The sequence below is a fragment of the Bradyrhizobium sp. P5_C12 genome (genome assembly GCF_054049735.1).
Genome location: NZ_JBFULU010000031.1, coordinates 1 through 24,105, shown reverse-complemented (window position 1 = coordinate 24,105; position 24,105 = coordinate 1). Strand labels below are relative to the sequence as shown.

The 24,105-nt window shown below is 63.1% G+C and carries 20 protein-coding genes and 1 tRNA gene; 7 read left to right on the top strand and 14 right to left on the bottom strand.

The genetic code is table 11. The annotated features are described in order from the left end of the window. Nucleotides 1–179 precede the first annotated feature (179 nt). From ACXJMY_RS24905 to ACXJMY_RS24895, 3 genes are all read left to right on the top strand, one after another. The gene (locus ACXJMY_RS24905) at nt 180–1,088 is read left to right on the top strand and encodes a 4-hydroxy-tetrahydrodipicolinate synthase family protein (protein ID WP_456621992.1); all 909 of its coding nucleotides are present in this window, start codon (nt 180–182) and stop codon (nt 1,086–1,088) included. Nucleotides 1,089–1,635: 547 nt separating this feature from the next. Then, the gene (locus tag ACXJMY_RS24900; protein WP_456621991.1) at nt 1,636–1,785 is read left to right on the top strand and encodes a hypothetical protein; all 150 of its coding nucleotides are present in this window, start codon (nt 1,636–1,638) and stop codon (nt 1,783–1,785) included. A 130-nt stretch (nt 1,786–1,915) separates the two neighbouring features. Beyond that, nucleotides 1,916–2,062, top strand: a complete 147-nt coding sequence (locus ACXJMY_RS24895) for a hypothetical protein (protein WP_456621990.1) — start codon at nt 1,916–1,918, stop codon at nt 2,060–2,062. A gap of 179 nt (nt 2,063–2,241) precedes the next feature. Here ACXJMY_RS24895 and ACXJMY_RS24890 read toward each other — a convergent pair whose 3' ends face one another. Together ACXJMY_RS24890 and ACXJMY_RS24885 are read right to left on the bottom strand one after the other, a co-directional pair. Continuing rightward, entirely contained in the window at nt 2,242–2,919 is a 678-nt protein-coding gene (locus tag ACXJMY_RS24890) for an AAA family ATPase (protein WP_456621989.1), read from the bottom strand. Nucleotides 2,920–3,281: 362 nt separating this feature from the next. Then, nucleotides 3,282–3,626: a hypothetical protein gene (locus ACXJMY_RS24885; protein WP_456621988.1), complete on the bottom strand. Its 345-nt coding sequence runs from the start codon at nt 3,624–3,626 to the stop codon at nt 3,282–3,284. Nucleotides 3,627–4,176: 550 nt separating this feature from the next. On the opposite strand from ACXJMY_RS24885, the gene ACXJMY_RS24880 reads away from it, so the two are divergent. Continuing rightward, on the top strand, nt 4,177–5,121 hold the full coding sequence (locus ACXJMY_RS24880; RefSeq protein WP_456621987.1) for an AEC family transporter: 945 nt from the start codon (nt 4,177–4,179) through the stop codon (nt 5,119–5,121). A 375-nt stretch (nt 5,122–5,496) separates the two neighbouring features. On the opposite strand, the gene tenA is transcribed toward ACXJMY_RS24880, so the two are convergent. The 3 genes from tenA to ACXJMY_RS24865 all read right to left on the bottom strand — a co-directional run bounded on the left by tenA (nt 5,497) and on the right by ACXJMY_RS24865 (nt 8,070). Then, on the bottom strand, nt 5,497–6,171 hold the full coding sequence (gene tenA, locus ACXJMY_RS24875) for a thiaminase II (protein WP_456621986.1): 675 nt from the start codon (nt 6,169–6,171) through the stop codon (nt 5,497–5,499). 370 nt (nt 6,172–6,541) lie between these two features. Further along, entirely contained in the window at nt 6,542–7,678 is a 1,137-nt protein-coding gene (locus ACXJMY_RS24870; protein WP_456621985.1) for a hypothetical protein, read from the bottom strand. Nucleotides 7,679–7,713: 35 nt separating this feature from the next. Continuing rightward, complete coding sequence (locus tag ACXJMY_RS24865; protein ID WP_456621984.1) at nt 7,714–8,070, bottom strand: hypothetical protein; 357 nt, start codon at nt 8,068–8,070, stop codon at nt 7,714–7,716. Nucleotides 8,071–8,145: 75 nt separating this feature from the next. Here ACXJMY_RS24865 and ACXJMY_RS24860 point away from each other — a divergent pair, with 75 nt between their 5' ends. Then, nucleotides 8,146–8,532 (top strand): transposase, encoded by a 387-nt coding sequence (locus ACXJMY_RS24860; protein WP_456621983.1) that lies wholly within the window; start codon nt 8,146–8,148, stop codon nt 8,530–8,532. Between the two features lie 5 nt (nt 8,533–8,537). On the opposite strand, the gene ACXJMY_RS24855 is transcribed toward ACXJMY_RS24860, so the two are convergent. From ACXJMY_RS24855 to ACXJMY_RS24840, 4 genes are all read right to left on the bottom strand, one after another. Continuing rightward, complete coding sequence (locus ACXJMY_RS24855; RefSeq protein ID WP_456621982.1) at nt 8,538–9,305, bottom strand: hypothetical protein; 768 nt, start codon at nt 9,303–9,305, stop codon at nt 8,538–8,540. A gap of 6 nt (nt 9,306–9,311) precedes the next feature. Beyond that, nucleotides 9,312–9,881 (bottom strand): hypothetical protein, encoded by a 570-nt coding sequence (locus tag ACXJMY_RS24850; RefSeq protein WP_456621981.1) that lies wholly within the window; start codon nt 9,879–9,881, stop codon nt 9,312–9,314. 158 nt (nt 9,882–10,039) lie between these two features. After that, nucleotides 10,040–10,116: transfer RNA gene (locus ACXJMY_RS24845), tRNA-His, on the bottom strand. Nucleotides 10,117–10,378: 262 nt separating this feature from the next. Next, nucleotides 10,379–10,813: a phasin gene (locus tag ACXJMY_RS24840; protein WP_456621980.1), complete on the bottom strand. Its 435-nt coding sequence runs from the start codon at nt 10,811–10,813 to the stop codon at nt 10,379–10,381. A 738-nt stretch (nt 10,814–11,551) separates the two neighbouring features. On the opposite strand from ACXJMY_RS24840, the gene ACXJMY_RS24835 reads away from it, so the two are divergent. Further along, on the top strand, nt 11,552–14,941 hold the full coding sequence (locus ACXJMY_RS24835; RefSeq protein WP_456621979.1) for a PAS domain-containing protein: 3,390 nt from the start codon (nt 11,552–11,554) through the stop codon (nt 14,939–14,941). A 135-nt stretch (nt 14,942–15,076) separates the two neighbouring features. Here the strand turns inward: ACXJMY_RS24835 and ACXJMY_RS24830 are convergent, their stop codons facing one another. Both ACXJMY_RS24830 and ACXJMY_RS24825 read right to left on the bottom strand, forming a co-directional pair. Beyond that, nucleotides 15,077–16,246 carry a serine hydrolase domain-containing protein gene (locus ACXJMY_RS24830; RefSeq protein ID WP_456621978.1) on the bottom strand — a complete coding sequence of 390 codons (1,170 nt, stop codon included), beginning with the start codon at nt 16,244–16,246 and terminating at the stop codon, nt 15,077–15,079. Nucleotides 16,247–16,474: 228 nt separating this feature from the next. Beyond that, nucleotides 16,475–17,908, bottom strand: a complete 1,434-nt coding sequence (locus ACXJMY_RS24825; protein ID WP_456621977.1) for an MFS transporter — start codon at nt 17,906–17,908, stop codon at nt 16,475–16,477. A gap of 106 nt (nt 17,909–18,014) precedes the next feature. Here ACXJMY_RS24825 and ACXJMY_RS24820 point away from each other — a divergent pair, with 106 nt between their 5' ends. Next, complete coding sequence (locus tag ACXJMY_RS24820) at nt 18,015–18,947, top strand: LysR substrate-binding domain-containing protein (protein WP_456621976.1); 933 nt, start codon at nt 18,015–18,017, stop codon at nt 18,945–18,947. A gap of 201 nt (nt 18,948–19,148) precedes the next feature. On the opposite strand, the gene ACXJMY_RS24815 is transcribed toward ACXJMY_RS24820, so the two are convergent. From ACXJMY_RS24815 to serA, 3 genes are all read right to left on the bottom strand, one after another. After that, the gene (locus tag ACXJMY_RS24815; RefSeq protein WP_456621975.1) at nt 19,149–20,702 is read right to left on the bottom strand and encodes an FAD-dependent monooxygenase; all 1,554 of its coding nucleotides are present in this window, start codon (nt 20,700–20,702) and stop codon (nt 19,149–19,151) included. A 274-nt stretch (nt 20,703–20,976) separates the two neighbouring features. Next, on the bottom strand, nt 20,977–22,149 hold the full coding sequence (locus ACXJMY_RS24810) for a thiolase family protein (protein ID WP_456621974.1): 1,173 nt from the start codon (nt 22,147–22,149) through the stop codon (nt 20,977–20,979). Between the two features lie 255 nt (nt 22,150–22,404). After that, entirely contained in the window at nt 22,405–23,994 is a 1,590-nt protein-coding gene (gene serA / locus ACXJMY_RS24805) for a phosphoglycerate dehydrogenase (RefSeq protein ID WP_456621973.1), read from the bottom strand. Nucleotides 23,995–24,105 lie beyond the last annotated feature (111 nt).

Below are 24,105 nucleotides of genomic sequence, written 5' to 3'. Positions count from 1 at the left end.
CAATGATCACGAAGTCGTGCGCACGCGTCTCGAAAAAAGGCCCCCTTCCGGGGACCTCGGATTTTTGCGCGCGCTAACTAGGCTTCGTCATCGCGAGCTAAATTTCGAAAACCCCGCCGCCTGGACGGGGTTTTTTCATGTGCCCTCCGTCTCAGGTCGTCTTGAGAAGGAGAAGGAACATGACCGACCTACGAAACCATTTGCACGGGCTCTGGCTGCCGCTGGTGACGCCGTTTCGCGACGGCCGTCTCGATGAGACGTCGCTGCGGCGGCTGGCGCGGCACTACACGGCGCAGGCCGTCGACGGCTTCATCCTGGGGGCGACCTCCGGTGAAGGCATGACGCTGAGGGACGCCGAGCTGGAACGCCTGGTCGCCATCGTGCGCGACGAGATGGCGGCCGGCCGCCGCACGGTGCCGATCTGCCTCGGACTGTCCGGCGCCGACACCTCGCGGCTGCAGGACCGTCTCGACGAGACCGCGGACTGGCCGATCGACGGTTACCTGATCGCGAGCCCCTATTATGTGCGGCCGTCGCAGCGCGGACTGCTGGCGCATTTCGAGGCGCTCGCCGAGCACGCCGCCTGGCCGCTTGCGCTCTACAACATTCCCTATCGCACCGCGGTGACCATCACCAACCAGACGCTGCTGCGGCTCGCCGAGCATCCAAACATCGTCGGGCTGAAGGATTGCGGCGCGAGCCGCGAGCAATCCGTCGCGCTGCTGCGCGACCGGCCGCAGGGCTTTCGCGTGCTCACCGGCGAGGACGCCAGCTATCACGAGGCGCTCTGTGACGGCGCCGACGGCGGCATCGTGCTGTCCGCACATGTCGAGACCGCGACGTTCGCCGCCGTCCACACCGAGCTGAAGCGCGGCAATCCCGATGCGGCGCTGGCGCGCTGGCGGGAGGTCGCGGAGCTGACGCGGCTGCTGTTCGCGGAGCCGAGCCCCGCGCCTGCAAAGTACTGGCTGTGGCGAAGCGGCCTGATCGACAGCCCCGAAGTGCGGCTGCCGATGGTGGAAGTGAGCAGCGAACTCGCCGCCACGCTCGATCGCGAGATCGAACGGCGCATGCAAATAGCGGCGTAGCCAATGTCCCCGCCATCCCGCGCAGCTTGCGACGCCTCGAACGAGGCTGTTGGCGTTCACGCCGGCAGTCCTGGAATCCGCCGGTGGTCCCGAGCGCTCAAGGCCACATGGCAACGCCTGTCACGCACCGATCGCTACACATGGGTCGACAAATATCCGGCTTCCGATTGGTTGCGCCGCGACATCGGCCTGACGGAGGACGTGATGACATCGGCGTGGGACCGGATTGAGGAAATCAAACGCAAGCACAGCGGATGGTTTTAGGTGCTGTCTTCGCCTCTCCCCGCTTGCGGGGAGAGGCCGGAATTTGCGCGATGCGCAAATTCCGGGTGAGGGGGACTCTCCGCGAATCCGACTCTCACCGCATTTGCCGAAGCAGCCCCTCACCCCACCCTCTCCCCGTAAGAACGGGGCGAGGGAGTGATAGAGCGTGCCCGTGGTTAACCTCCCCCGAATGGCCTTCGCAGCTGCCGCATGGCGCATCCACGACTCGTTTACGCGATCGCGCCTAGCGTTTTCGTCCAAAGTCTTTCAGAGGGGGAATACCATGGGGCATCGTACCCGGCCGACGGCCGCGGACAATTTCGCGCCGGCCGATCTCTTGCGGGGAATTCTGGTGGTGTCGTCGTTCGGCTTCTGGGCCGTGATGCTCGGCCTGATGCCGGTGCTGCTGTTTCGCGTCTGGCTGGTCGGCTGACGCCGGCCGCGCTGGGATGGTTAATCCGTGGTAGCGCCTGTGTCCAAATGCGCGCGGGATTGCGACGCGGAATTTTAAAACATCCCGCCTAGCGTTGACGCCCATAAGCGAAGAAATCGCGGGGGCGTTTGTGAATAGTCAGAATGATGTGGCGTCACATTATGACGCCGGACAGCAGAGCTTTACCACCGGGGACATTCTCTGGGCCGTCGGCATCTGGTCGGTGATCCTGACGATGTCGCCGGTCATCGTGTTCTACATGCTGATGGTGGCGTAGCGTTGATCTCGTCATTCCGGAGCGCCCGAAGGGCGAATTACGGTGCGCAATTGCGCACCTGAGAATCTCGAGATTCCGGGTCTGGCGCTTCGCGCCATCCCGGAATGACGGGTGAAGGCAGAAACGCAAAACGCGCGGACCGCCGCGCGTTTCTTGTCGGGCAAATGGACTATTGAAAATTACGCGGCCTGCTTGTGCATCGTGCCGGAAGCCGACGCCGTGCCACGGATCGCCTTGACCGAACGCTCGATCGCCGCCCACAGCCTTGCAATTTCCTGAGCCGCCCGGCTCTCGGCCTGATATTCCCGCGCGCCTTCGCCGTGGCTCAGCGCCATCAGCAGATCCGAACGGTTGGTGATCTGGCCGCCCCACACCGGAGCGCGGAATTTGGCCAGCGCCTCGCGGGCGATGGTGACGATCGGGCTCTCGGACTCGTCACGGCGCGCCGGCGCACCGTTGAGCACGACCGCATAGGGCTTGCGCGCCGCGCGGCACATCTGGATGGTTTCCTGCACCGCATTGACGTCGAACACGCCGGGGCGCGCAGGAATGACCACCATGGTGGCGTTCCTGATCGCGTCGTCGACGACGGCCGACAGATTCGGCGGCGTGTCGATCAACACCCATTCATATCCGTCGCGCTTGGCAGCGGAGACGATGCCGCTGACCGAATTCACCGCAGACTTGATCGGCGGCTCGTTGGTGCCACGCAGCTYGTGCCACAGCGTGAGCGACCCCTGCGGATCCGCATCGACGAGCAGGATAGGCTTCGTCGCCTTGATCTGCGCGGCGAGATGTGCAGCCAGGGTACTCTTGCCCGAGCCGCCTTTACGCGATGCAAAAACAATAACGTTCATACCTTGGCCTCCAGATTGACCCTAGGCCGCGAAAATGAATCACCGCGCTGATTCGTGAAAGAAAAATTTATCGAGAGTTGCGTTGTAGCCACGAAATAACAAGGCGTGGCGGCTTTTGAGTCACACTGCTTCGCGCGACGCTCGACACAAACTGTCACGAAGCGCCTTTTACCCAGGAAATCGTGGCTTTTCGAGCAGCGCCGCGGGAAAAACCGCAACGCAACCTGACCGGGCAAATCCCGGAGCGAGTCTCTTCCGTCGTTCGCGTCGCAATTGCTGCAAGGATGTGCGCTGGCCCGTGAACAAAAGGAGTCCCAGGCTGTCGCAAGCTGGTGATCGCGTCTTCTCGACGGAGGCGGCGCTCAGCCCTCGCTGGTCTTTTTCTTCTTGGTCGCCGGCTTGGCGCTCTTCTTCGCGGTCTTCGGCGCAATGTTGGTCGGCTTGCCGGCGCGGGCCTCGCCCGGCTCCGGTCCCTGCCGGAAGAACACCTTGCATTGCGGCGACAGCTGCGCCTTCTTCCTGATCATGCAGGCGGTGATGGCATCGACGTTCGGAACAAACTCGCCGCACAGCCGCATCGCGTCCGGCGAGCAGGCCTGCTGCTCCTCCTGGGTGTAGGCGAAGCCGGCGCGCGGCTGGACCAGGACGGCCAGGGCAATCCCGAGGATTGCGGTGCCCAAGGATTTCTTAAAGCGGAACGCCGGCATCGATCCCCCCCAAATGTCGAGTCGATGGGATAGTGGGTGAACGCCTGTTCGTTGGCAACGAGGGCGGAAGCGAAACCCGGGACGTGTGCGGTCTCGGCAACAGGCGGGATAGGCGGACGACAGCCGGACCAGAGGCCCCGAAAGGGGTCATTTCGTTTCTCCGCTGTCGTCACCCGCCTTGTGCGCAATTGCGCACTGGGGCGGGTGACCCGGTATTCCAGAGGCGGCTGTAGTTCCCAGAGGAGCCGCGGCGTACTGGATCCCCCGCTTTCGCGGGGGATGACGGCGGTGGGTGGGGCTGCTCCGCGGTGTACGGCTAACCCGTTGGCGGAACTGGCGAGATCGGGTCAGGCCCGAGCCTCCGGCGACCGTCCGGCAAAAAAAACGCGAAAACAACCCCATGCACAGTAGCGGGGGCCTTGATATGCCTTGTGAAATCGCCTCTACGGATTTTACGAAGTGAGTTTGACTCGTCGGGCAAAACAGGGGCATGATGCCATGATCGAGGATGCGTGGGGTGGCCGGCCGGGATCCCCGTGAGTGGGGGTGCATGGCCACCGTATTGATCGTCGCGCCGGTCTTTGCCCTGATCGCGGCCGGCTATGCCGCCGTGCTGTTTCGCTTCGTCTCCGAGACCGCGCACAAGGGCATCTCCGAATTCGCCTTCAGCATCGCCATCCCCGCTTTGCTGTTCCGCACCATCGTCGTCTCGGAATTCCCCGATGTCAGCCCCTGGCGGATGTGGGGCGCCTATTACGGCGCGCTCGCCATCATTTGGATCGCGGCGCTGGCGCTGTCGGCCCTGCTGCGCGAGCGGCGCGAGGACCGCGAGGACGGCGTCGTGTTCGCGATCGGCTCGGTCTACGGCAACATCGTGATGCTCGGCATTCCCTTGACGCTCTCGGCGCTGGGCAACGAGGCCGCGGGGCCGATGGCGCTGATCCTGTCGGTGAACACGCCGCTGCTCTGGCTCTGCGGCATCCTGCAAATGGAGCTTGTCAGCCGCAAGGGGAGCGGCTCGCCTCTGGCGGTGATCCGCCCCGTGCTCGCGGATCTCGCCCGCAATCCGCTGATGCTGGGAATCGGTTTTGGCGTGCTCTGGCGCTTTACGGGGCTCGGCCTCAACCCCGTGGCCGACAGAACCATCGAGCTGCTCGCGCAGGCGGGATCGCCGGCCGCGCTGATCGCGCTTGGCATCAATCTGTTCCGGTTCGAGGTGAAGGGCGAGAAGCTCGGCATCCTCGTGATGTGCGCGCTCAAACTGCTGGTGATGCCCGCGGCCGCCTTGCTGCTGGCCAAGCTGCTCGGTTTGCCCCCGGTTGCAGCCGGCGTGATCGTGCTGTTCGCGGCGATGCCGACCGGCGCGAACGCGTATATCTTCGCGGTCCAGTACAAGCGGCTGGTGAACCCGGTGTCGGGCGCGGTGGCGCTGGGCACGCTGCTGGCGGCGGTGACGTTGCCGGTGGTGGTGCTGATCGTGGCGGGGGTGAAGTAGCGCCGCTTACGCAGCCCAGTCCATAATCGCGTCAATGAAAGTCTGAGCCTGGCGGATCGCGTCCACCCTCGTGGCACAGACACCGACCGACACGGTTCGGCCTTTTCCCACAGTCCACTTCCAACCGGAAGGGTAGCTCATTTCAACGATCGAGAAGCTTACGCCGCGATGTTCCACGGAGGACCTCCGCTAACATGTTGCTGTGCGAAAAGACTACGCGAAATGATGAATGCGGTCTAGCGGGGACGGCCGACAGACGTGGTTTCTGTTAGGCTTTCAGGAATCGTGACGGAAGCTCGACCCGACAGATCGAGGAGCACCGTCATCGTAATTCGATAACTCTTCAGGTCATGAGCCTGACGACTGCCGAAAGGGTTATTGAACAGGCTGGCCCGCGCGCCAGGCCATCTCCCAGAAGTCTGCTTCGAGTCGGGTGGCTTCCTTGAAGATCGCAATCAGCTCTGCCTCGCGGGCCGGCGTGGCGTAGAGATCGGCGAGATGCTCCATGTGCGCCCGCGCCTTGGCAGCGACCTCCTGGTACGGCGCGCCGGCGTACTCGGCGATCCAGACGCGGTAGGCGTTCGTCGCGGCGTCCGCGAGGGGGAGCGAGGCGAGCCGCGTTGCGATCTCCGCGTACCCGATCACGCAGGGGGCAAGCGCCACCTTGAGTGCCAGCAGATCGCCGCGCATTCCCGTGTCGAGCACGTAGCGTGTATAGGCCAGCGTCTCGGCCGCTGGAGGGGTCTGTTCAAGGTCGGCCGGGGATAGACCCCAATCGGCACAGAGCTTCACATGCAGGTTCATCTCGACATCGAGGATGGCCGAAAGGCCGGCTGCTGCTTCACGCATGTCGGCAAGTCTGGGTGACTTGTAGACCGCGAGCGCGTACGCGCGGGCAAACTCGATGAGGAACAGGTAGTCCTGAACGAGGTAGTGACGAAACGCCGCTTCGGGGAGCGAGCCGTCCGCCAATCCGTTCGTGAAGGGATGCTCGGTGTAGGCCCGCCACTCAACGGATGCTTCTGTCTTGAGACGCTCGAAGAAACTCACGATCTTTTCCGCCCGGCTTGCTTGTCCATGAACGTCCTTGGCTCGCTACCGATAGCGCATTGCGAACCGAGGAGCTACGGTGACTGCGGACAAAACTGGCTTTGAGCAGCGGTGCGGATGAGGCACTCCCCGCGTCGAGAGTTTTGTGTGCTGTTACCGTAATGGCGTAATGGTGTAATCCCGGTTCAGTATCAGCGGCTGGTGAACCCGGTGTCGGGCGCGGTGGCGTTGGGGACGCTGCTGGCGGCGGTGACGTTGCCGGTGGTGGCGGGGGCGGGGGTGAGGTAGGGCCGTGAGCCGTCGGGAGAGCGTAGCTGGGTCGAGCCGCGTCCAAATAGGCTAAGAGTGATCGACTACGACAAAGCGTCTGCTAATGCGCATCGTCCTCGCCACGGAAGTTTTTTCGAATTGTGTTTCTAACAGAGCGGGCTCCATCTCCCATTGCCTCTACGTTTCCATAGTTGACGTATTGGGTACTAACCGAGTCGATGCGGTCAGCTAACCTTTCCAAATGAAAATTGTTTATTATCGCACGATCGTAAGTCTTATCGACCAGACGCTGGTAGCTTAGTGGCGCGTTTGCGAGAGTTGGAGAACGCTCGTCGAAATTCGTCAGAACGTTACCGCCATGTTTTTCGGCATACAATTCTATCCACTCTGCTGCATTGTCCAGATGGCCGACGGCAGTTCCTGAATGAACAAACGTATATCCATAGTCAACATGTCGGCGCGGGCTATCTTCTCTGCTTGAACTGGACGACCAGTCGAAAAGCGCGACCGGCGTGATCGTCAAGTACTTTCCCGAATACTTCCTCTGCTCTTCTCTGTCTCGCTTCTTCGAGAAACTCTGCTCGATCTCCTCAACGAAAATGATTGCAGGACTCGCATGATGCACATATGCCGCCACATCGTCCAATTTGGCGTCCTGCAAAAATCGCACTTTACCGACGATGTTGACAACATCACCCCACTCGATCTCCCCACTTTCTACAAAGGCGTGCGGAATCAATAAGGGAATTCCGCCGGCGCACTGAGGGCCTTTCACGGCAGTGGCAAACCAACTATCAGTATTGTCCACTCGACGAGGCCGAAGCCGTATCGTTCCGATCCCTCCTTTTTCGATTAGAGACATTTTCGACTGCGGTGAAAAAATTCGACCAAGCTTGGGATCAACCGTAGTAGAATTTCTGTAGGTAGACTCCCGGGCCATGGTGCCGTGCCGCGACCAGTACACTCCAGGCGTGCGAGGAAACCAGTCGGAAAGGCGAAATTCTTGAAGCTGTACGGTATGAAAAGTTAGGAGCTGGGCCTCCTCCCAGAACTGCTCCTCAGATTGGAAGACCCGATCTCCTGGCGAAGGTGGATCACCCTTCTTCTCTCTTGTCTTTTCCTTTGGAGCCCTAGTTCGTTGACTGAGCAATGGCGTGACGTGCTGTCGGACAAACTCTCCGGGGCGCTGAGCTTCGGCGACGGCACGGGATCCTTGTTCGTCCCAATCTTCACTCATTTTGCAATCCTCAGAAGGACAATGAGATTTATTGCCTAGGTACCGATCTTGCCTTCGATCGCGTCTTTAACGAGCCCGGCCGCAACAGATTTTGCGACTTCCAGAGTCCACGTTCCGGCTCCTTTTAGGATTTCCAGGGCTTTGGACTTGTCGCCAGACTTTGCCGCCTTCTCCGCTTGAGCGATTGTGCCGATCTCCTCGTCCTGCGAGGGATTATCGGGATCGCCCTGCTTCTTCATCGCCGCTCGCACTTGCCCTAATTCTACGGCCAACTTACCGAGGTCTATCGCGCTAGCGGCCTGCACGACCAATGTGTTGTTGTCGGAACGAGCCCCGTCTCCCATCGCTCCAACATTACCTCCTATGTTCTGATACTTTGGTGCATCGGACATGGAATTTGATCCTAAAATAGGTTGCACAATAAATTGAATGCGCCCTTAAGTAACATAACGAAATCAACGTCGCCAGTGCGGAAGTGGCGACCGCAAGCCAACCTGACACGGTTGCCTACCAATCGGTCATTCTCGACGCGTTCTCGCGCAAGGCTGTTGGCTGGGCTTTCGAGCACACGCTCGACTCCCTCGCTTGCCATCACCGCGCTGGAGAAAGCCATCGCGGCTCGGGCACCGGCCCCCGGCAGCCTGATCCGTCACTCCGACCGCGGCGTGCAATACGCGTCCATCGCCTATCGCCAACGGCTTGCCGATCGCGACATCACCATCGGCATGAGCAGGCCGGGCAATCCCTTCGACAACGCCAAGGCTGAAAGCTTCATGAAAACGCTCAAGGCTGAACAGATCAACGGCAAGGCATTTGCCGACCTCAGCGAAGCCCGCCGCGCACTGTCACTGTAATTTAATCACTCGATATTATGGAGATTACGCCTCTCGACTTCTTGGCGACCGCGCTTCGTCAAAAAGTAGGACGCTGCGTCATTCTCATGAAGGAAAGCATCATCCACCATTCCATTGAGAGTACGGCGCAGGTTTCTACGCATAGGCGGTCGAACCCACCTTTCTAACTCGGAAAAAGTCGCGCCGTCGGATCCGCGCTCATACAGTAAGACCAGCACATAGCCGGAGACTTTCAGTTCGGGATTGAGCACTTTTAGGAAGCCATCAAAGTCCTCGATCACCGGCACCTTGCGCGTAACAAGATCATCGATGATTTTCGTCGCTTCGTCCGCACTCACTTGGTGATAGAGGCGGATGAATTCTGCGAGGATCCAATCCAGATTGGACACTACGAGTGTCGCATCTTGCAAATTAGGATCGATGTCATCCGCTAGATGCGCAGTGTCTCGTTTGTTGCGAATATCGTACACAACGCGGATAGCGCGCGGAATATGCACACGAATGCTCTCAGGAAATTGAGCCTTCGGATAGTTTGACAACGTCTCGAATAGTTTGTCACTAGCCACCATCCGACCAAGATCAGTGAATTTCTTAGTCGTCGCATGTTCGAGCATTCGCATGGCGGCTTCACAAAAGCGCCCCCCCTCAACGGCACTTAGGCGCAAGCCGCCGAGGAAGAAGTTGTGCTTAGCATCCTGATAAGCGGATAGAAGCTCATCAACGAGCTTGTCTGGAAAGTGCGCCTTAAGGTCAGATACGATCTGCTCGAGCATTTCGAGTTACTTGCTGCTCTTTTTTGTCGTGCGCTTTTTCCTCTTCTTGCTTGTACGGTGCTCGGCAATGGCTGSCTTAACCGCCTCACGATCCGGCAAAGCCTCTACGACGGCATCACCGCGGACCGTCATCTGCTTATTCCCGCCGCCAGCAGCCGAAAGGTAGCCGTACTTCGAACTCGTGTCGCCTAGGATCGTGGGAAGATTCAGGATAGGCTGCTGAGCAGCTTCCTTATTGATAGCCTTAATCTCCTCAGCGCCGAATTCCGTTACTTGTCTGGCCGCGTGCAGGAAATAGCCTAGGCAGGCGATCCGCTCGTACTGCGTCTTTGGCTTTTTCTGCGCGATAAATTGCTTCGGATTCAAACCGGCGAGATTTGCGCCGTTCGCTGCGCCACCTGCACCTCCACTAACACCAGCGCCCGCGCGGCCGTCGCCTCCCGTCGAGCCGTGACTTGGCAAAGAGGAGCCGGTCATCACGAAGCTCATGATCAAAGTAGCGTCAGCCTTCTCGATGGACTGATTGAAGTCGAGCCCAGGACCTTTGATTGTAACCTTGAACGTCTCTTCCGCCATCTCATCACCTAAAGGTTGAGGCGAAGAACAAATCACGAAAACAGCAAACCGAGCAACGACCGAGTTTCGCTATCCCCGGGAAACGGCGGAAGATCATCGCTGTACTAGCGATGACATAGCCACAGTAGAAAAGTTGGAGACGAAACGCCCAGCAACGCTGGTACAGTTGGGTGGGCTCGAACCACCGACCTCCTGTTCCACAGACAGGCGCTCTAACCAACTGAGCTACAACTGCATCCTTGCGAGCCGCCCTGGGGGCGCCCTTGATAAGGGCCGGTCACCGAGGGGGGCTGGACGGGGCGGAAACTAGGTGCAACGGCCGTTTTTGGCAAGGCCGCAAAACCCGAGAATCGCCCTTCAGACGAGGTTATTTCCAAAGCAAAACCCGGGCCCTGCGGCCCGGGTTTCTATTGTTTGGGCATGATCTTAGCGGAAAACCGCTTCACGCTTTGCGCTGGCGGCCCCTTCGGGTCCGGATCATGCCTTGGCCCGGCCGCTCAGGCGGCGGGCGGGTAGAGCTTCGCGGCGCTGGCCTTGAGCGGCTCGGCGGTGGCGCTCGCAACCCGCTGGGTGATCTCGGCGAGCTCCTTGGCCTGGGCCTGGAAGGTCTCGAGCTGCTTCTTGGAATGGCTGCTCCACAGCGCGAACGCATCCGACGGCGACTTCACGCCGAGCAGCTCCTGGGTGAAGTCCAGATGGGCCTGGGTGTTGGCCTTCATGAACTCCATCAGCTTGGCCGAGTATTCGCTCGCGCCCTTGCTGGCGGTGGTGAACACCGCCTCGATGGTGCCGTTCTGGCTTTCAGCCGCGTCCTTGAACTTGGCGTAGCTCTCGCGGGCCTGCGAAACGCCCTTTTCGGCGAACGCCCGCATCTGTTCCGGGACCTCGAACGGAATGATCGAGGCAGTGAATGGATCTGTCGCACCTGTCATGGATGTCCCTCACGATTATGGAAAATGGAGTGAGCCTTCTGGCGCGCCCGCCGGCCCCCGGTCTGGGCCTTTCAAATTCAGCGGGTACGAAGACTGGAAACGCAAAACAAACGAGATGGCTCGCCCAGCGCCCAGCAGTATCCCCGCGTAACATGTCAACATTGTGCATCGCAACGCGATCCGGGCTGCGCGGTGAAAATTTAATCCCGGGGAGGATGAGGTTCCTGCCAGCGGGAACCCATGGTTGCGGTACCAAGATGCGACCCATGAAGGCGGTCCGCTCCCTCTCCCGCTTGCGGAGAGGGTTGGGGTGAGGGTGCTTCCGCAATGGGACAGTCCCAATGAGGAAAGAGCCCTCACCCGCGCCTTCGGCATAGCCGAGGCTTCGCCTCGGCGTTTCCTGAGAGACGGCCGCCGAAAGCGGCCTGCGCTCTCCCGCAAGCGGGAGAGGTTGGACCGAGTCGGCGGCCCCACTCAGTTCAAGCCAATGGACATCCCGGCCTTCGTGCGTCGGCTTGGCCGCGTCCATCGCGGCTGACCATCCCCCCGCGAATCCTGCGGATGCTGCGCTGGTGCTTCTTGCGGGCTCAGGCACATTAAGGTTATCGCGGCTTTAGGCCTTTCCCGCTAGACCGGGGCCGTGGACCTGCCCGCAGCCGCGGGCGATACTAACCCTTTCTTAAGGCTGTCATTCCCGGCAGCCGCCCTACCAGATGCGTGAGACTTGAAGCCGGTCGGATGAGCAGTTCGGATTTCCAGTTGCGAGGCGTGGGCGATCCGCGGCTGGCCGTGCATGCGACCTCTCCGCTGCCCGCCTGGCTGTGGTCGATCGACGGCACGCGGGTGCTCTGGGCCAATCCGGTCGGCGCAAAATTCTTCGGCGCGGACCATGCCGCCGCGCTGGCGGGCAAGAGCTTCGGGCCGGCGGACAGCCATCGCCGCCAGGTCGCCCGCCTCGCCCGCCACCTTTCGGCCAACGGCGCGGTCAGGCTCGAACGGCTGCGCGGCTTTGGCGCCCGGCTCGGCGTCCTGATGACCTGCGCCTGCGCGCGGCTCGAATTTGCCGACGGCAGCCATGGCGTGCTGGTCACCGCGATGAATCCAGCCGGCCGCACCATGCCGCTGGTCGAGCGCCTGCACCGGCTGGTCGCAGGCGCAGCGGTGCCGATGGCGGCGTTCGCGCCCGACGGCCTGTTCGCCGGCGCCAGCGAAGCCGCCCGCGCGCTGCTCGGCTTTCGCGATCTCGACGAGGCCGGCCTCGCGCAGGCGCGCAGCGATGCGCTTAGCCTTGGCCGCGCCGAGCTGCCGATCGGCATCGGCCACATGGTGCTGCAACGGGTCGGCCTCGGTGCCGATATCGGCCTGGTCGCGCTGATCGAGCCCGCGCCGGCGCAGGCCGCGCACGATGCCGCGCCCGAGACGGCACAGGAGACCATGCCTGAGCCGGCCGCTCCACCGGCAGAAGCCGCAGTGCCGCCAGTTGCATCCGCGCCGCCGGACGACCCGCAGCCCGCGCCGCCGAACCCAGCGCCGGCCGCTATCGCGCTGTTCGACGCGTTTGCCGAGCCGGTCGACCCACCGGCGCCGACCGAGACGATCACGCACACGCCTGCGCTGCCCGCCAGCGAAGCGGCGCCGGACGTCGCACCGGTCCAAGACAATGTCCAAGACACCGTCGACCAGACGATCGAAGCCGCATCCAAAACTCCGGTTGAAAACTTGGCCGAAGCCATTGTGTCGCCCCAGGGTGAGCCGATCACAGCCGGCATGGTCGAGCCGCCGTCGGGCCAAGCGGAGCCGTCCGCACCGCGCCAGCATCCGCTGCGCTTCCTGTGGCAGGTGGATGTGGAGGGCCGCTTTGTGCTCGCAACCGGCGAGTTCATCCGCCTGATCGGCCCACACACGGCCGCGGGCTTCGGCCGCCCCTGGCGCGAGATCGCCGACGCGTTTTCGCTCGATCCCGAGGGGCGCGTCGCGCAGGCGCTGGCCAGCCACGATACCTGGGCCGGGATCACCGTGAACTGGCCGGCCGATGGCGGTGAGCGCCTGCCGGTCGAGCTCGCGGGGCTTCCGGTCTATGATCACGCGCGCCATTTTGCCGGCTTCAAGGGCTTTGGCGTCTGCCGCGATCTCGACAGCCTCAACCGGCTCGATGCGCTCCGGCGCTTTGAGCTGCGCGCCGAGCCGGCCGCACAGCATGGCGTGTCCACCGAATGGGTCGAGCCCGATCCCGAACCGGAGGCGCCGCCTCCGCCGATCGAGCCGCCCGCACCTGAGCCTGAAGCTGAACTGCCCGAACCCGTCACCGAAGCGAATTCACACCCAACCGATCTGGAAACATCAGTGGAAACGCCTCCCAATGTCGTGCCGTTCCGCGCCCCCGGCGACACGCGATCGCCGACGCTGACCCCTGTCGAGAACAGCGCGTTCAACGAGCTCGCGCGGCAATTGTCCGAGCGCCTCGAACGCGAGCGAGAGACGATCGCAGCCGTCACCTCCGAGCCGCCGGCCGCGGCGAGTCCGCCCGAACCGCCGATGCGGGAGCTCGATGCGCCACACGCGCCGGCCGAATGGCTGACCGAGCCCGCGCCGCCCGCGCACGGCCACAGCGTGCGCGACCGCGCGCTGCTCGACCTTTTGCCGACGGGCATCCTGATCTACCGGCTCGACCGCCTGCTCTATGCCAACCCCGCCTTCCTCGCGCGCATGGGCTATCCCGGCCTGACCGCGCTGGAGGATGCCGGCGGGCTCGATGCGCTCTATGTCGAGCCCGGCGTGTCCGCGGCCAGCAGCACGTCGCAAGCGGGCACGCCGGTGACGATCAGCGCGGCGGTGGCGAACGGCGAACAGCCGCTCGCGACCACCGAGGCGCATCTGCACACGATCGACTGGGACGGCAATCCCGCGCATGCGCTGATCTGCGCGCTGCCGCAGGCAGCACAAGTCGTCGCCGCGCCCGCCATCGTCGAAACCGTGGTGGCGGCGCCGGTCGCGCCCGAGCCGGAGCTCGAGGCCGGGGATGCCGAGGCGGAAGATCTCGCCGCGATCCTCGACACCACGGCCGAGGGCATCGTGATGTTCGATGCCGAAGGCAACATCCACGCCTGCAACCGCAGCGCCGAGGCGCTGTTCGGCCATGACGGCGAAGCCCTGCTGCAGAAGAACCTGGTGAGCCTGTTCGCGCCCGAGAGCCAGCAGGTCGTCGTCGACTATCTCGACAGCGTCAGGAGCCAGGACATCGCGAGCCTGCTCGACCATGGCCGCGAGGTGCTGGGCCGCGAGAAGAACGGCGGCGTCATTCCGCTCGCCATGATCCTCGGCCGCACCCGGCCCGACGGCCCGAACTTCTTCGCGGTGTTCCGCGATCTGTCGCAGAGCAAGAAGGGCGAGAGCGAGCTGACGCGGGCCCGCCATCTCGTCGACGGCGCGGCCAACGCCAAGGCCGACATGCTGGCGCGGATCAGCCACGAGATCCGCACGCCGCTCAACGCCATCATCGGCTTCGCCGAGGTGATGATCTCCGAACGCTTCGGCACGCTCGGCAACGAGCGCTACGGCGAGTACATGAAGGACATCCGCGCCTCCGGCGAGCGCGTCATCACCATCATCGACGATCTGCTCGAGCTGTCGCGCATCGAGACCGGCAAGCTCGACCTCAACTTCGCCAACCTCAGCCTCAACGACCTGGTCGAAGCCTGCGTCGTGGTGATGCAGCCGCAGGCCAACCGCGAACGCATCATCATCCGCACCTCGCTCGCCCATGCGCTGCCGCAGGTCACGGTGGACGCGCGCGCCATGCGGCAGGTCACCATGAACCTGATCTCCAACTCGATCCGGCTTGCCAGCGCCGGCGGCCAGGTCATCGTCTCGACCGCGCTCACCGACCGCGGCGAGATCGCGCTGCGCATCCGCGACACCGGCCATGGCCTCACCGAGCGCGAAGTCGCGGCCGCGATGGAGCCGTTCCGCACCCCGCCGCCGGGCGATGCCTCGGACAATTCCGCGCTCAGCCTGTCCCTGACCAAGGCGCTGGTCGAGGCCAACCGCGCCCGGTTCAACATCAAGAGCACGGCCAACACCGGCACGCTGATCGAGGTGGTGTTCGCACCGGCGCTGGCGCGGGCTTGAGGCGAGATCAGGCCAGATCGATTGCTGCCACGAGGCAGGTTGCGCTCCGCCCCTGATCGTCGAACTCATCGACGATCAGGCCCCTTCGCAAGATTCTCCGTCATCCTCTCGTCGAAAGACGAGCCCGACATTGGGTCAACTCGACGACAAACCAGCCTCGACCTCGGCGTTGAGAAGAATGGACATGATTTTCTGTCCCACTGGCGAGGCGAGGCTGCCGGCGGACAGAACCACGACGCCATTGCCCGACGGAGCGTTTGCGCCGTTCTGAACCCAGCTCTCAAACCCCATCCACGAGCTGAAGCCCGGTACGCCGCCATCTTTCGACAGGACACGTCCCGCCGCGCCGGCGATGTTCGGAAAGAACCACCCAATTCCGACCGTGGGGCCGTTCGTCGGCCCCCCGCAGATGCCCGTCGCCGTACCGCATTTGCCCCGGGTCCAGCCGGTCTGCTGCTGCGTCTGCAGGATGGCGAATTCCGTCGGTGAAGGCTGCAGTTGGCCCATGTTGTAGAGCAGCCATTGCAGCATGTCCGAGGCGCAGCTGACGATCGATCCGCTCCCGAACTCCATCGGTGGGCACGGCAAATAGCTATGACCTACGTCGAAAGGCTGCGTCCCGTCGTATCCACACGCCATGCTGGGCACCTGGCCCGTACTGAACAACGCGGTGTTGTTCATGCCCAGACCCGCGCACAGCTCCACGAGTTGCGTGTTGTACTCGTCATAGACGTCGACATAGGTGTTCTGCGGGTTGGCGCCGGCAATAGCCAGGAGGGACCAGGCAAGGTTTGAATACGTGTAGCACTGGCCCGGCGGACAGATCCAAGCCGAGTGCTGTCCGCTGTTGAACCAAGCGACGAGCTCGGTGAAGTTCTGCAAGTTACTCGGCGGGCAGAATGGTCCCCGCGGATCGGGAGGCAAGCCGTTATCCTGCGGAAATCCAGAAGCATAGGTGACGATGTCGGCGACCGGAATCCCGCTGATCGCGGCCGGCAGGGAAATCGAGGGCATGCAGGACCCGACCGTATTCCCATCATATGTGCCCTGAAGGCTGTAAAAAATTCTGGATGTGAAGACTTTGGAAATGGACCCGATTTCGAACAGCGTATTTGGCAGGTTCGCAGCGGCCACGACGTTGTGGTTCGAGTCCCAGACTTCAGTCTGGGAGGGAGAGAAGAACTTTGCGGAGGGGGTGCCGGAGCCGTCAAAGTCCGTGAAGACGTACACGGCCATCCCCATGTAATCACTGACGGCAGCGTCTATGATGGTTTGGATCGCCGAGCTCGGGTCCGATAAGGCCATGGCGCCCCTCCCCATTGCAAGCTTGATCGCCAGCAGACTTTAGCATCTTCCATTGCGGTTGTCTTTATAAGAATGACATCGTGTGGTTGATTACGCGATTTAATGGTGAGGGGTGGTGCAAGTTGCTTCGTGGGCGCGAGGCCTGGCTTTGGCCATCTGCGAAGTCAGGCGATGTCCGCTTCCCTCCGCGAGCTAGAAGCCGCACAAAAAAGAGCACGGCGCCCGCCGCTATGCAGCCTGTTGCCCGTCCATGAGCCAATAGACGATGGCGGTCAGGGCGAGGGTCGATGCGCCTGCAACGATGAAGGCGGCGAGATAGTCGCCATTCGGGCTGAGCTGCAGCGCCGCGCCCAGAAGCGCGATCCCGAAGCTGAAACCGATTTGGCGCATCGTGACGCAAATGGCCGATGCGGTCGCCGCACGATCGCCTGGAACCGCCGACACGGCGGCGGCGGTGATCTGAGCGTTGATCACGGCACAGCCTGATCCGCTGACCAGCAACGCGATGACGGTCATTGCCAGCGTGTGCGGCCCCGCATTTGCGCCGGAGATCGCACCGAGTGCCAGGTCAGCCATCCCGATCAGAGCGAGACCACCACAGAAGAACGTCCGTGACGGGATGCGGGTCGTCAAGGCCGCGCCATAGCGCGGCAACACCATCATCGGCAATGTGAGCGCGACCAGGAGCCAGCCCGCCCCAAGCGGGCTGAGACCCAACGGTCCGCGTGCCAATTGCGGCACGTAGACGAGCAGCGACCAGAATCCGGTCGATCCCGCGATCGGGACGAGGCACATCGCGATGAACTGCCGGGATCCGAACAGCTTGAGATCGAACGCCGGGTTGGGGTGTCGGTGTTCCACCCAAACGAACAGAAGCAGCGCAATCCCGGAAGCCGCGAGTCCTGCCAGGAACGTCGCCGACGCGATGCCGCCAAGCGCGGGCGCTTCCAGCAGCATGAACGCGAGCGCCGCCGACGTGATCGCAAGAAGGCCGGCACCGAGCCAATCGACCTTGGCGCTCGAACGCTGCTGGTCGAGCCCATTGCCAATTCTGCACAGCACCAGCACAACCAGGACCGCGCAAAGCGGCAAGTTGACCCAAAAAATCCAGCGCCACCCGATCGTATCGGCCAGCAACGATCCGAGCGGCGGGCCAGCGACCATCGAGGCACCGACGATCGTGCCCCAAAGTCCAAACGCCCGCGCGCGGCGAGGCCCCTCGTAGGCACCGGCAAGGAGGGCGGACGAGGTGCTGGTGAGGCAGGCACCGGCGATACCTTGCAATGTGCGGAATGTCAGCAGAACGTCGAACGTTGTCGCGCACGCACACAGCAGGGAAGCCAGGCCAAACAGCCCCGCCCCCCAAGTGAACATCTGAACGCGTCCGTATCTGTCGGCAAGGCTGCCTGCAATCGGCAGACAGAAGATCAAGGCGAGGCTGTAGACGTCGATGGCCCAGGCCGCTCGCGCGGAAGCGGCGCCGAGGTCGCGGCCAATGTCGGGCAAGGCAGCTGCCAAGGCCGTCAGGTCGACTTGAAACAGAAAGCCGCTCAAGCATGCCGCAAGCAGCGTCGCCGTTTCGAGGGACATGCGATTGCCGCGGTCGTCGGCACGCCAACTGGCGCTCCGCGCTTCATCGTCGTTCTGAGGTTTGTCGAGCATGGTCGTTGCGGCCTCCATGGCGCATGGATGGCCGGGCAACAGGCTCTGGTCGAATGATGGTTCCTCAAAAGCTCATGAATCTGTATCATGGCTTGAGGAGACCGAGATGCCACGCCGCTTGCCGCCCTTCGCACCGCTCGTCGCGTTCGACGCCGTCACCCGCCATGGTTCATTCACACGCGCCGCGGCGGAGCTGGGCGTCACACAGAGTGCGGTCAGCCATCAGATCCGAAAGCTGGAGGACCATTTCGGGGTCGCATTGTTGCAGCGGCAGAACCCGGGGATCGGGATAACACCCGCCGGCGCGCAGCTCAGGCAGGAGCTTGCGGCAGCACTCGACGCGCTTGGTGCGCTGGATGCTCAGGTGCGGCGGCGCTCGAACCGAACGACGTTGCGTGTGGGCGCGAGCTCGGCGTTGGCAACGTGGTGGCTCGTCCGCCGCCTGCCGGACTTTACGGCGCGATATCCGTCGATCAACGTTGATCTCAAGCCACTGGAGACAGGGGACAGCTCAAGGCGGCCGCTCGACGTGCGAATTGTCTGGAACGCGAGCGAAGACGCACGGCGGACGTCGACGCAATTGCCGCTGTTCTGGGAGCGGATTTTTCCCGTCTGTGCGCCACACCTGTTGCCGCGGCGGCGTCCCTTGACCGACCCCGACGGCCTGCTGGCCCTGCCGCTCATCCACAAGGGCGACAACGCGACCGGCGACTGGGGTTGGCCCTCCTGGTTCAGACGCCTGGGATTGCCGAAATCGGGCGCCGCCGCTGGCAGCCTGACGCTGGACGACATGGGAATGTGCATGTCGGCTGCGGCCGAGGGGGCCGGCGTGACATTGGGGCGCTCGCTTCTGGTTGCAGATGCGGTTTCGTCTGGACGCCTCATGTCCGCGCTCGCCAATTACCCCACGGTCGAGTGCACGAAAATTCAGGTTGCGCAGTGGCCAGCCGATCTGATCGGCGATCGCAGCGTCGAATTGTTCGTGAATTGGCTCGCTGAGCAAGCCGAGACGACCGTGAAGACTATGTCGGCGGCCTAGTCCAGGATACGTCTTGCTGTCGCGGGCGGCGCACGATCAGGCCGCGCGCACCGTGTCCAGGAACCTGCCGAGCTCGAGCTTGAGGCGATTGCTGTCGTTCGACAGCGACTGCGCCGCGGAGCGCGCCTGCGACGAGGCCGAGCCGGTCTCGGTGGCGCCCCTGGCGTACGCTGCTGATGTTGGCGCTGACCTGCGTGGTGCTCAGGGAAATCCTCGCGCCTCCATGGATTGACCGAACCATCGCGACGCGGCGTGAGCCACCTCCTCATAGTCGGGCGTGCCGTCGCAGGCCCACACGACGAAGCCGTCGGGGCGCACCAGCACAGCACTCAGGCCCAGCCGGTCCTTTGCGTCATCGGCGACATATGTGATCCGGTCGCTCCAGCGGCTTGCAAGCATCCGAAGCGGTGCACGGGCGCCGAAGTCCAGCAATATCCCTTTCGCCGGCCTGAGACGTTCTGCGACCGTCGTCCCGTCAAGCAATTCAAAATCGGGAGCACTCCGGCCGACAAGCTGATGGCTGCCACCGAGATCGTAGCGGAGCGAAACGCCGCGCACGCGCTCGGCGAAATAGGTCGCACCGTCCCGCGTCTCGATGAGATCGCGAATGATGGCCTGGAGCGCGCGGGTGCTCGGCGTCGGCCGCATGATCGCGACCTGCGCGCGCGACCAGTCGAGGATTTGCGCGCCCACAGGATGCCGCTCGCGCGAATAGCTGTCGAGGAGATCGGCCGGTGCTTGCCTGCAGATCGTGGCCGCCAGTTTCCAGCCCAGGTTCATCGCATCGCCGAGACCAAGATTGAGGCCCTGGCCGCCCAGCGGCGAATGGATGTGGGCGGCGTCGCCCGCCAGGAGCACCCGCCCCTTGCGATACGTGGTTGCCTGATGGGCCCGATCCGTCCAGGTGGCGGCGAGCCGAAGCGCCGTGACGGTGACGTCGGTGCAGGAGACGCGACGCAGGACACTCTGCACATGCTCGCGCGTGATCGGCTCGGTCCGGTGGAAAGCTCCGCCGTCGAAATCGACCATCGCGATCGTCCCGGGCTGCGCATAGGTATACATGCCGGCGGGCGTGTAGTTGCGACCCTGGCGAAGCCTGTCCGGATCGGCCAGCTCGACATCGATGGAATAGCCCGTGAACTCGGGGTCGGTGCCGACGAAGTCGAAGCCGCCGATCTTGCGCACCGTGCTGCGGCCGCCGTCGCATCCGACAAGCCAGCGTGCCCGGAAGGTCGCGCCGGCCGCCTGCACTGTCACGTCTTCGCTCGAGGCGACAATGGCATTCACGCCAAAACCGCGCCGGATCTCGACGCCCATGCTGCATGCGCGCGCAGCCAGAACGGATTCGAGCGTTTCCATATCGACGGCGAGGTTGGCATCGGCCGACGTTGGCAGACGCCAGGACCACTTCGCGACATCGACGTTGTCCTGATAGAACTGGATGCCGGCGAAATGACCCGCGGGCCGCCGCGTCTGCTGCATCCAGTGGGCTGCGCTCTTGATCGCGCCTGAGGCAAGCTGCTGCGCGGCCACGATCTCCTCCAGCAGGCCGCGCCGGTGAAAGGCCTCGCGTGTGGGGATCGAAAGACCGCGCAGGCCAAACGGGAGCTGCTTCAGGGCCGAATGCGAATCTTGCGATTGCTCCAGCACCAGCACCTGGAGACCGGCGAGCCGCAGCTCGCATGCGAGATAAAGGCCGACGGGCCCGGCACCGGCAATGACGACGTCGTATGGAATCGAAGATTGATCGTGCATGAGACGCTCCTGTGGTCGATGTTCGACCGGAGCGTTCCCTGGGCTTGAGAATCACACGGACGAACGATTGGGCGCCTTGGTGGCGTCCGATGTTCGTCGCGGGGATCTCGTGCACAAGGCCAAAGACCAGAGCTTTCGTTACCGAAAGGACTTGGGCTTACCAGACCAAGTCTGCCTTTTCCGACAGAAGACATATAGTTTCGTGACGATCGATCTGCAACGAAAAAGGCACGGCGCTTGCGGCGCCGTGCCTTTCTCATTCACGTGGCCTGGATCAGCTATAGATCTCGAACAGGCCGGCGCCGCCCTGGCCGCCGCCGATGCACATCGTCACCACGCCCCACTTGGCCTTGCGGCGCGCACCTTCCTGGAGCAGGTGGCCGGTGAGACGGGCGCCGGTCATGCCGAAGGGATGGCCGATCGCGATCGAGCCACCGTTGACGTTGTACTTCTCGGGATCGATGCCGAGCTTGTCGCGCGAATAGAGGCACTGGCTGGCGAAGGCCTCGTTGAGCTCCCAGAGATCGATGTCGTCGATCTTGAGGCCATGACGCTTCAACAGCTTCGGCACGGCAAAGATCGGTCCGATGCCCATCTCGTCCGGCTCGCAACCCGCCGCCGCCCAGGCGACGAAGCGGCCCATCGGATTGAGCCCGCGCTTCTCCGCGTCCTTGGCTTCCATCAGCACCACGGCCGCCGCGCCGTCCGAGAGCTGGCTGGCGTTGCCGGCGGTGACGAACTTGCCGGGGCCCTTCACCGGCTCGAGTTTTGCCAATCCTTCCAGCGTGGTCTCAGGGCGATTGCATTCATCGCGATCGACGACATAGTCGACGATGCTCTCGGCCTTGGTCGCCTTGTCGACCACCTTCATCTTCGTCTTCATCGGGACGATCTCGTCCTTGAACTTGCCCGCCTGCTGGGCGGCCGCCATGCGGCGCTGCGACTCCAGCGAATATTCGTCCTGGTATTCGCGGCTGAGCTTGTAGCGCTCGGCGACGATGTCGGCGGTATCGATCATCGCCATGAAGATGTCCGGCGCGGTCTTGAGCAGATCCGGATCGACCCATTCCTTCGGCGAGCCGCCGCCCGGGATCGAGATGCTCTCGACACCGCCTGCGACGATGCAGTCGGAGCCGTCGGAGCGGATCGAGTTCGCGGCCATGGCGATGGTCTGGAGGCCCGACGAGCAGAAGCGGTTCACCGACACGCCGCCGGTCGATTTGGGCAGGCCCGCGAGCAGCGCGGCCTGACGGCCGATGTTCGGCGCACCATGGGCGCAATTGCCGAGATAGCAGTCCTCGACATAGTCCTTCTCGACACCGGCGCGGTCGACCGCATGATGGATGGCATGGGCCGCGAGCGACATCGGCGGCGTTATGTTGAACCCGCCACGGCCGGACTTCGCCAGGCCCGTGCGTGCATAGGAAACGATGACGGCTTCACGCATTGTTTTCTCCCTTTTTCGAACGATTGGTACGGAGCGTCTTGGCGCTATTGGTACACAAAGTTGGAAGGCCGGGGGAGAAATAAAGCGCGGCACCGCACCAACAAAAAGCCGCCCTCGCGAAGAGGGCGGCGTCGTTGTTCCGCAGGTCGGAATTTATGGTATGATGCCCGTCATTCCGGGGCGGCTCGCAGAGCCGAATCCGGAATCTCGAGATTCCGGGTTCGATGCTTCGCATCGCCCCGGAATGACGGAGTGTCAGAACGTCAGCGCCTTGACCTGCTTGACCTGCGGCAGGGCCTGCACCTTGGCGAGCACGTCCGCCGGCACCGCGCCGTCGACCTCGACCAGCGCGATGGCGTCGCCGCCCTGCTCGACGCGGCCGAGATGGAAGGTCGCAATGTTGATCTTGGCGTCACCCAAGAGGCTCGCGAACTTGCCGATGAAGCCCGGCTTGTCCTCGTTGGTCACGTAGATCATCGACTTGCCGAACTCGGCGTCGACGCGGATGCCCTTGATGTCGACCAGGCGCGGCTTGCCGTCGTGATAGACGGTGCCGGAGACTGAGCGCTCCTGGCGTTCGGTCGCGACCGTCACGGTGATCAGGCTCTCATAGTCGCTCTGGGCGGCGCGCACGATCTCGTCGACCACCATGCCGCGCTCCTTGGCGACGACCGGCGCCGACACCACGTTGACCTCGCCCAGCATCGGCCGCAGCAGGCCCGACAGCACGGCTGACGTGATCGCCTTGATCTTCATCTCGGCGACATGGCCCTCATAGGTGATCTCGACCTTGAGGATGCCGGTCTCGGTGAGCTGGCCGGCAAACGAGCCGAGCTTCTCGGCGAGCGCGATGAACGGCTTCAGCTTCGGCGCCTCTTCCGCGGTGATCGAGGGGAAGTTGACGGCGTTCGAGATCGCGCCGGTCAGCAGATAGTCCGACATCTGCTCGGCGACCTGGAGCGCGACGTTCTCCTGCGCCTCGGTGGTGGAGGCGCCGAGATGCGGCGTGCAGATCACGTTGGGGTGGCCGAACAGCACGTTCGCGGTCGCGGGCTCCTCGACGAAGACGTCGAAGGCGGCACCCGCGATGTGCTTGGAATTCAGCGCATCCACCACCGCCTGCTCGTCGACCAGGCCGCCGCGGGCACAGTTGATCAGGCGCACGCCCTTCTTCATCTTGGCGATTGCGGCAGCATCAATGATGTTCTTCGTCTTCTCGGTGAGCGGGGTGTGCAGCGTGATGAAATCGGCGCGCTTGAGCAGCTCGTCGAGATCGACCTTCTCGACGCCGATGTCCTTGGCGCGCTCTGGCGATAGGAACGGATCGAAGGCGACGACCTTCATGCGCAGGCCGAGCGCGCGGTCGGCGACGATCGAGCCGATATTGCCGCAGCCGACGACGCCGAGCACCTTGCCGGTGATCTCGACGCCCATGAAGCGGTTCTTCTCCCACTTGCCGGCCTGGGTCGAGGCGTCGGCCTGCGGGATCTCGCGCGCCAGCGCCAGCATCAGCGTGACGGCGTGCTCGGCAGTCGTGATCGAATTGCCGAACGGCGTGTTCATCACGATGATGCCTTTTGCCGTAGCGGCGGGAATCTCGACGTTGTCGACGCCGATGCCGGCGCGGCCGATCACCTTGAGGTTGGTCGCCTTGTCGAGGATCTTCGCGGTCGCCTTCGTCGCGGAGCGGATCGCGAGGCCGTCGTAATTGCCGATGATCTCGGCGAGCTTGTCCTTGTCCTTGCCGAGATTGGGCTGGAAGTCGACCTCGACACCGCGGTCCTTGAAGATCTGCACGGCGGCGGGAGAGAGCGCGTCGGAAATGAGAACTTTGGGTTTGGTCATGGGGATGATCCTTCGCCTTCCCTAACGGGAGGATCGGCCTGCGACGGCCGGAATTGAGTACGGGAGCTTTGTCTTCCCCCTCTCCCCGTTTTTACGGGGAGAGGGTTGGGG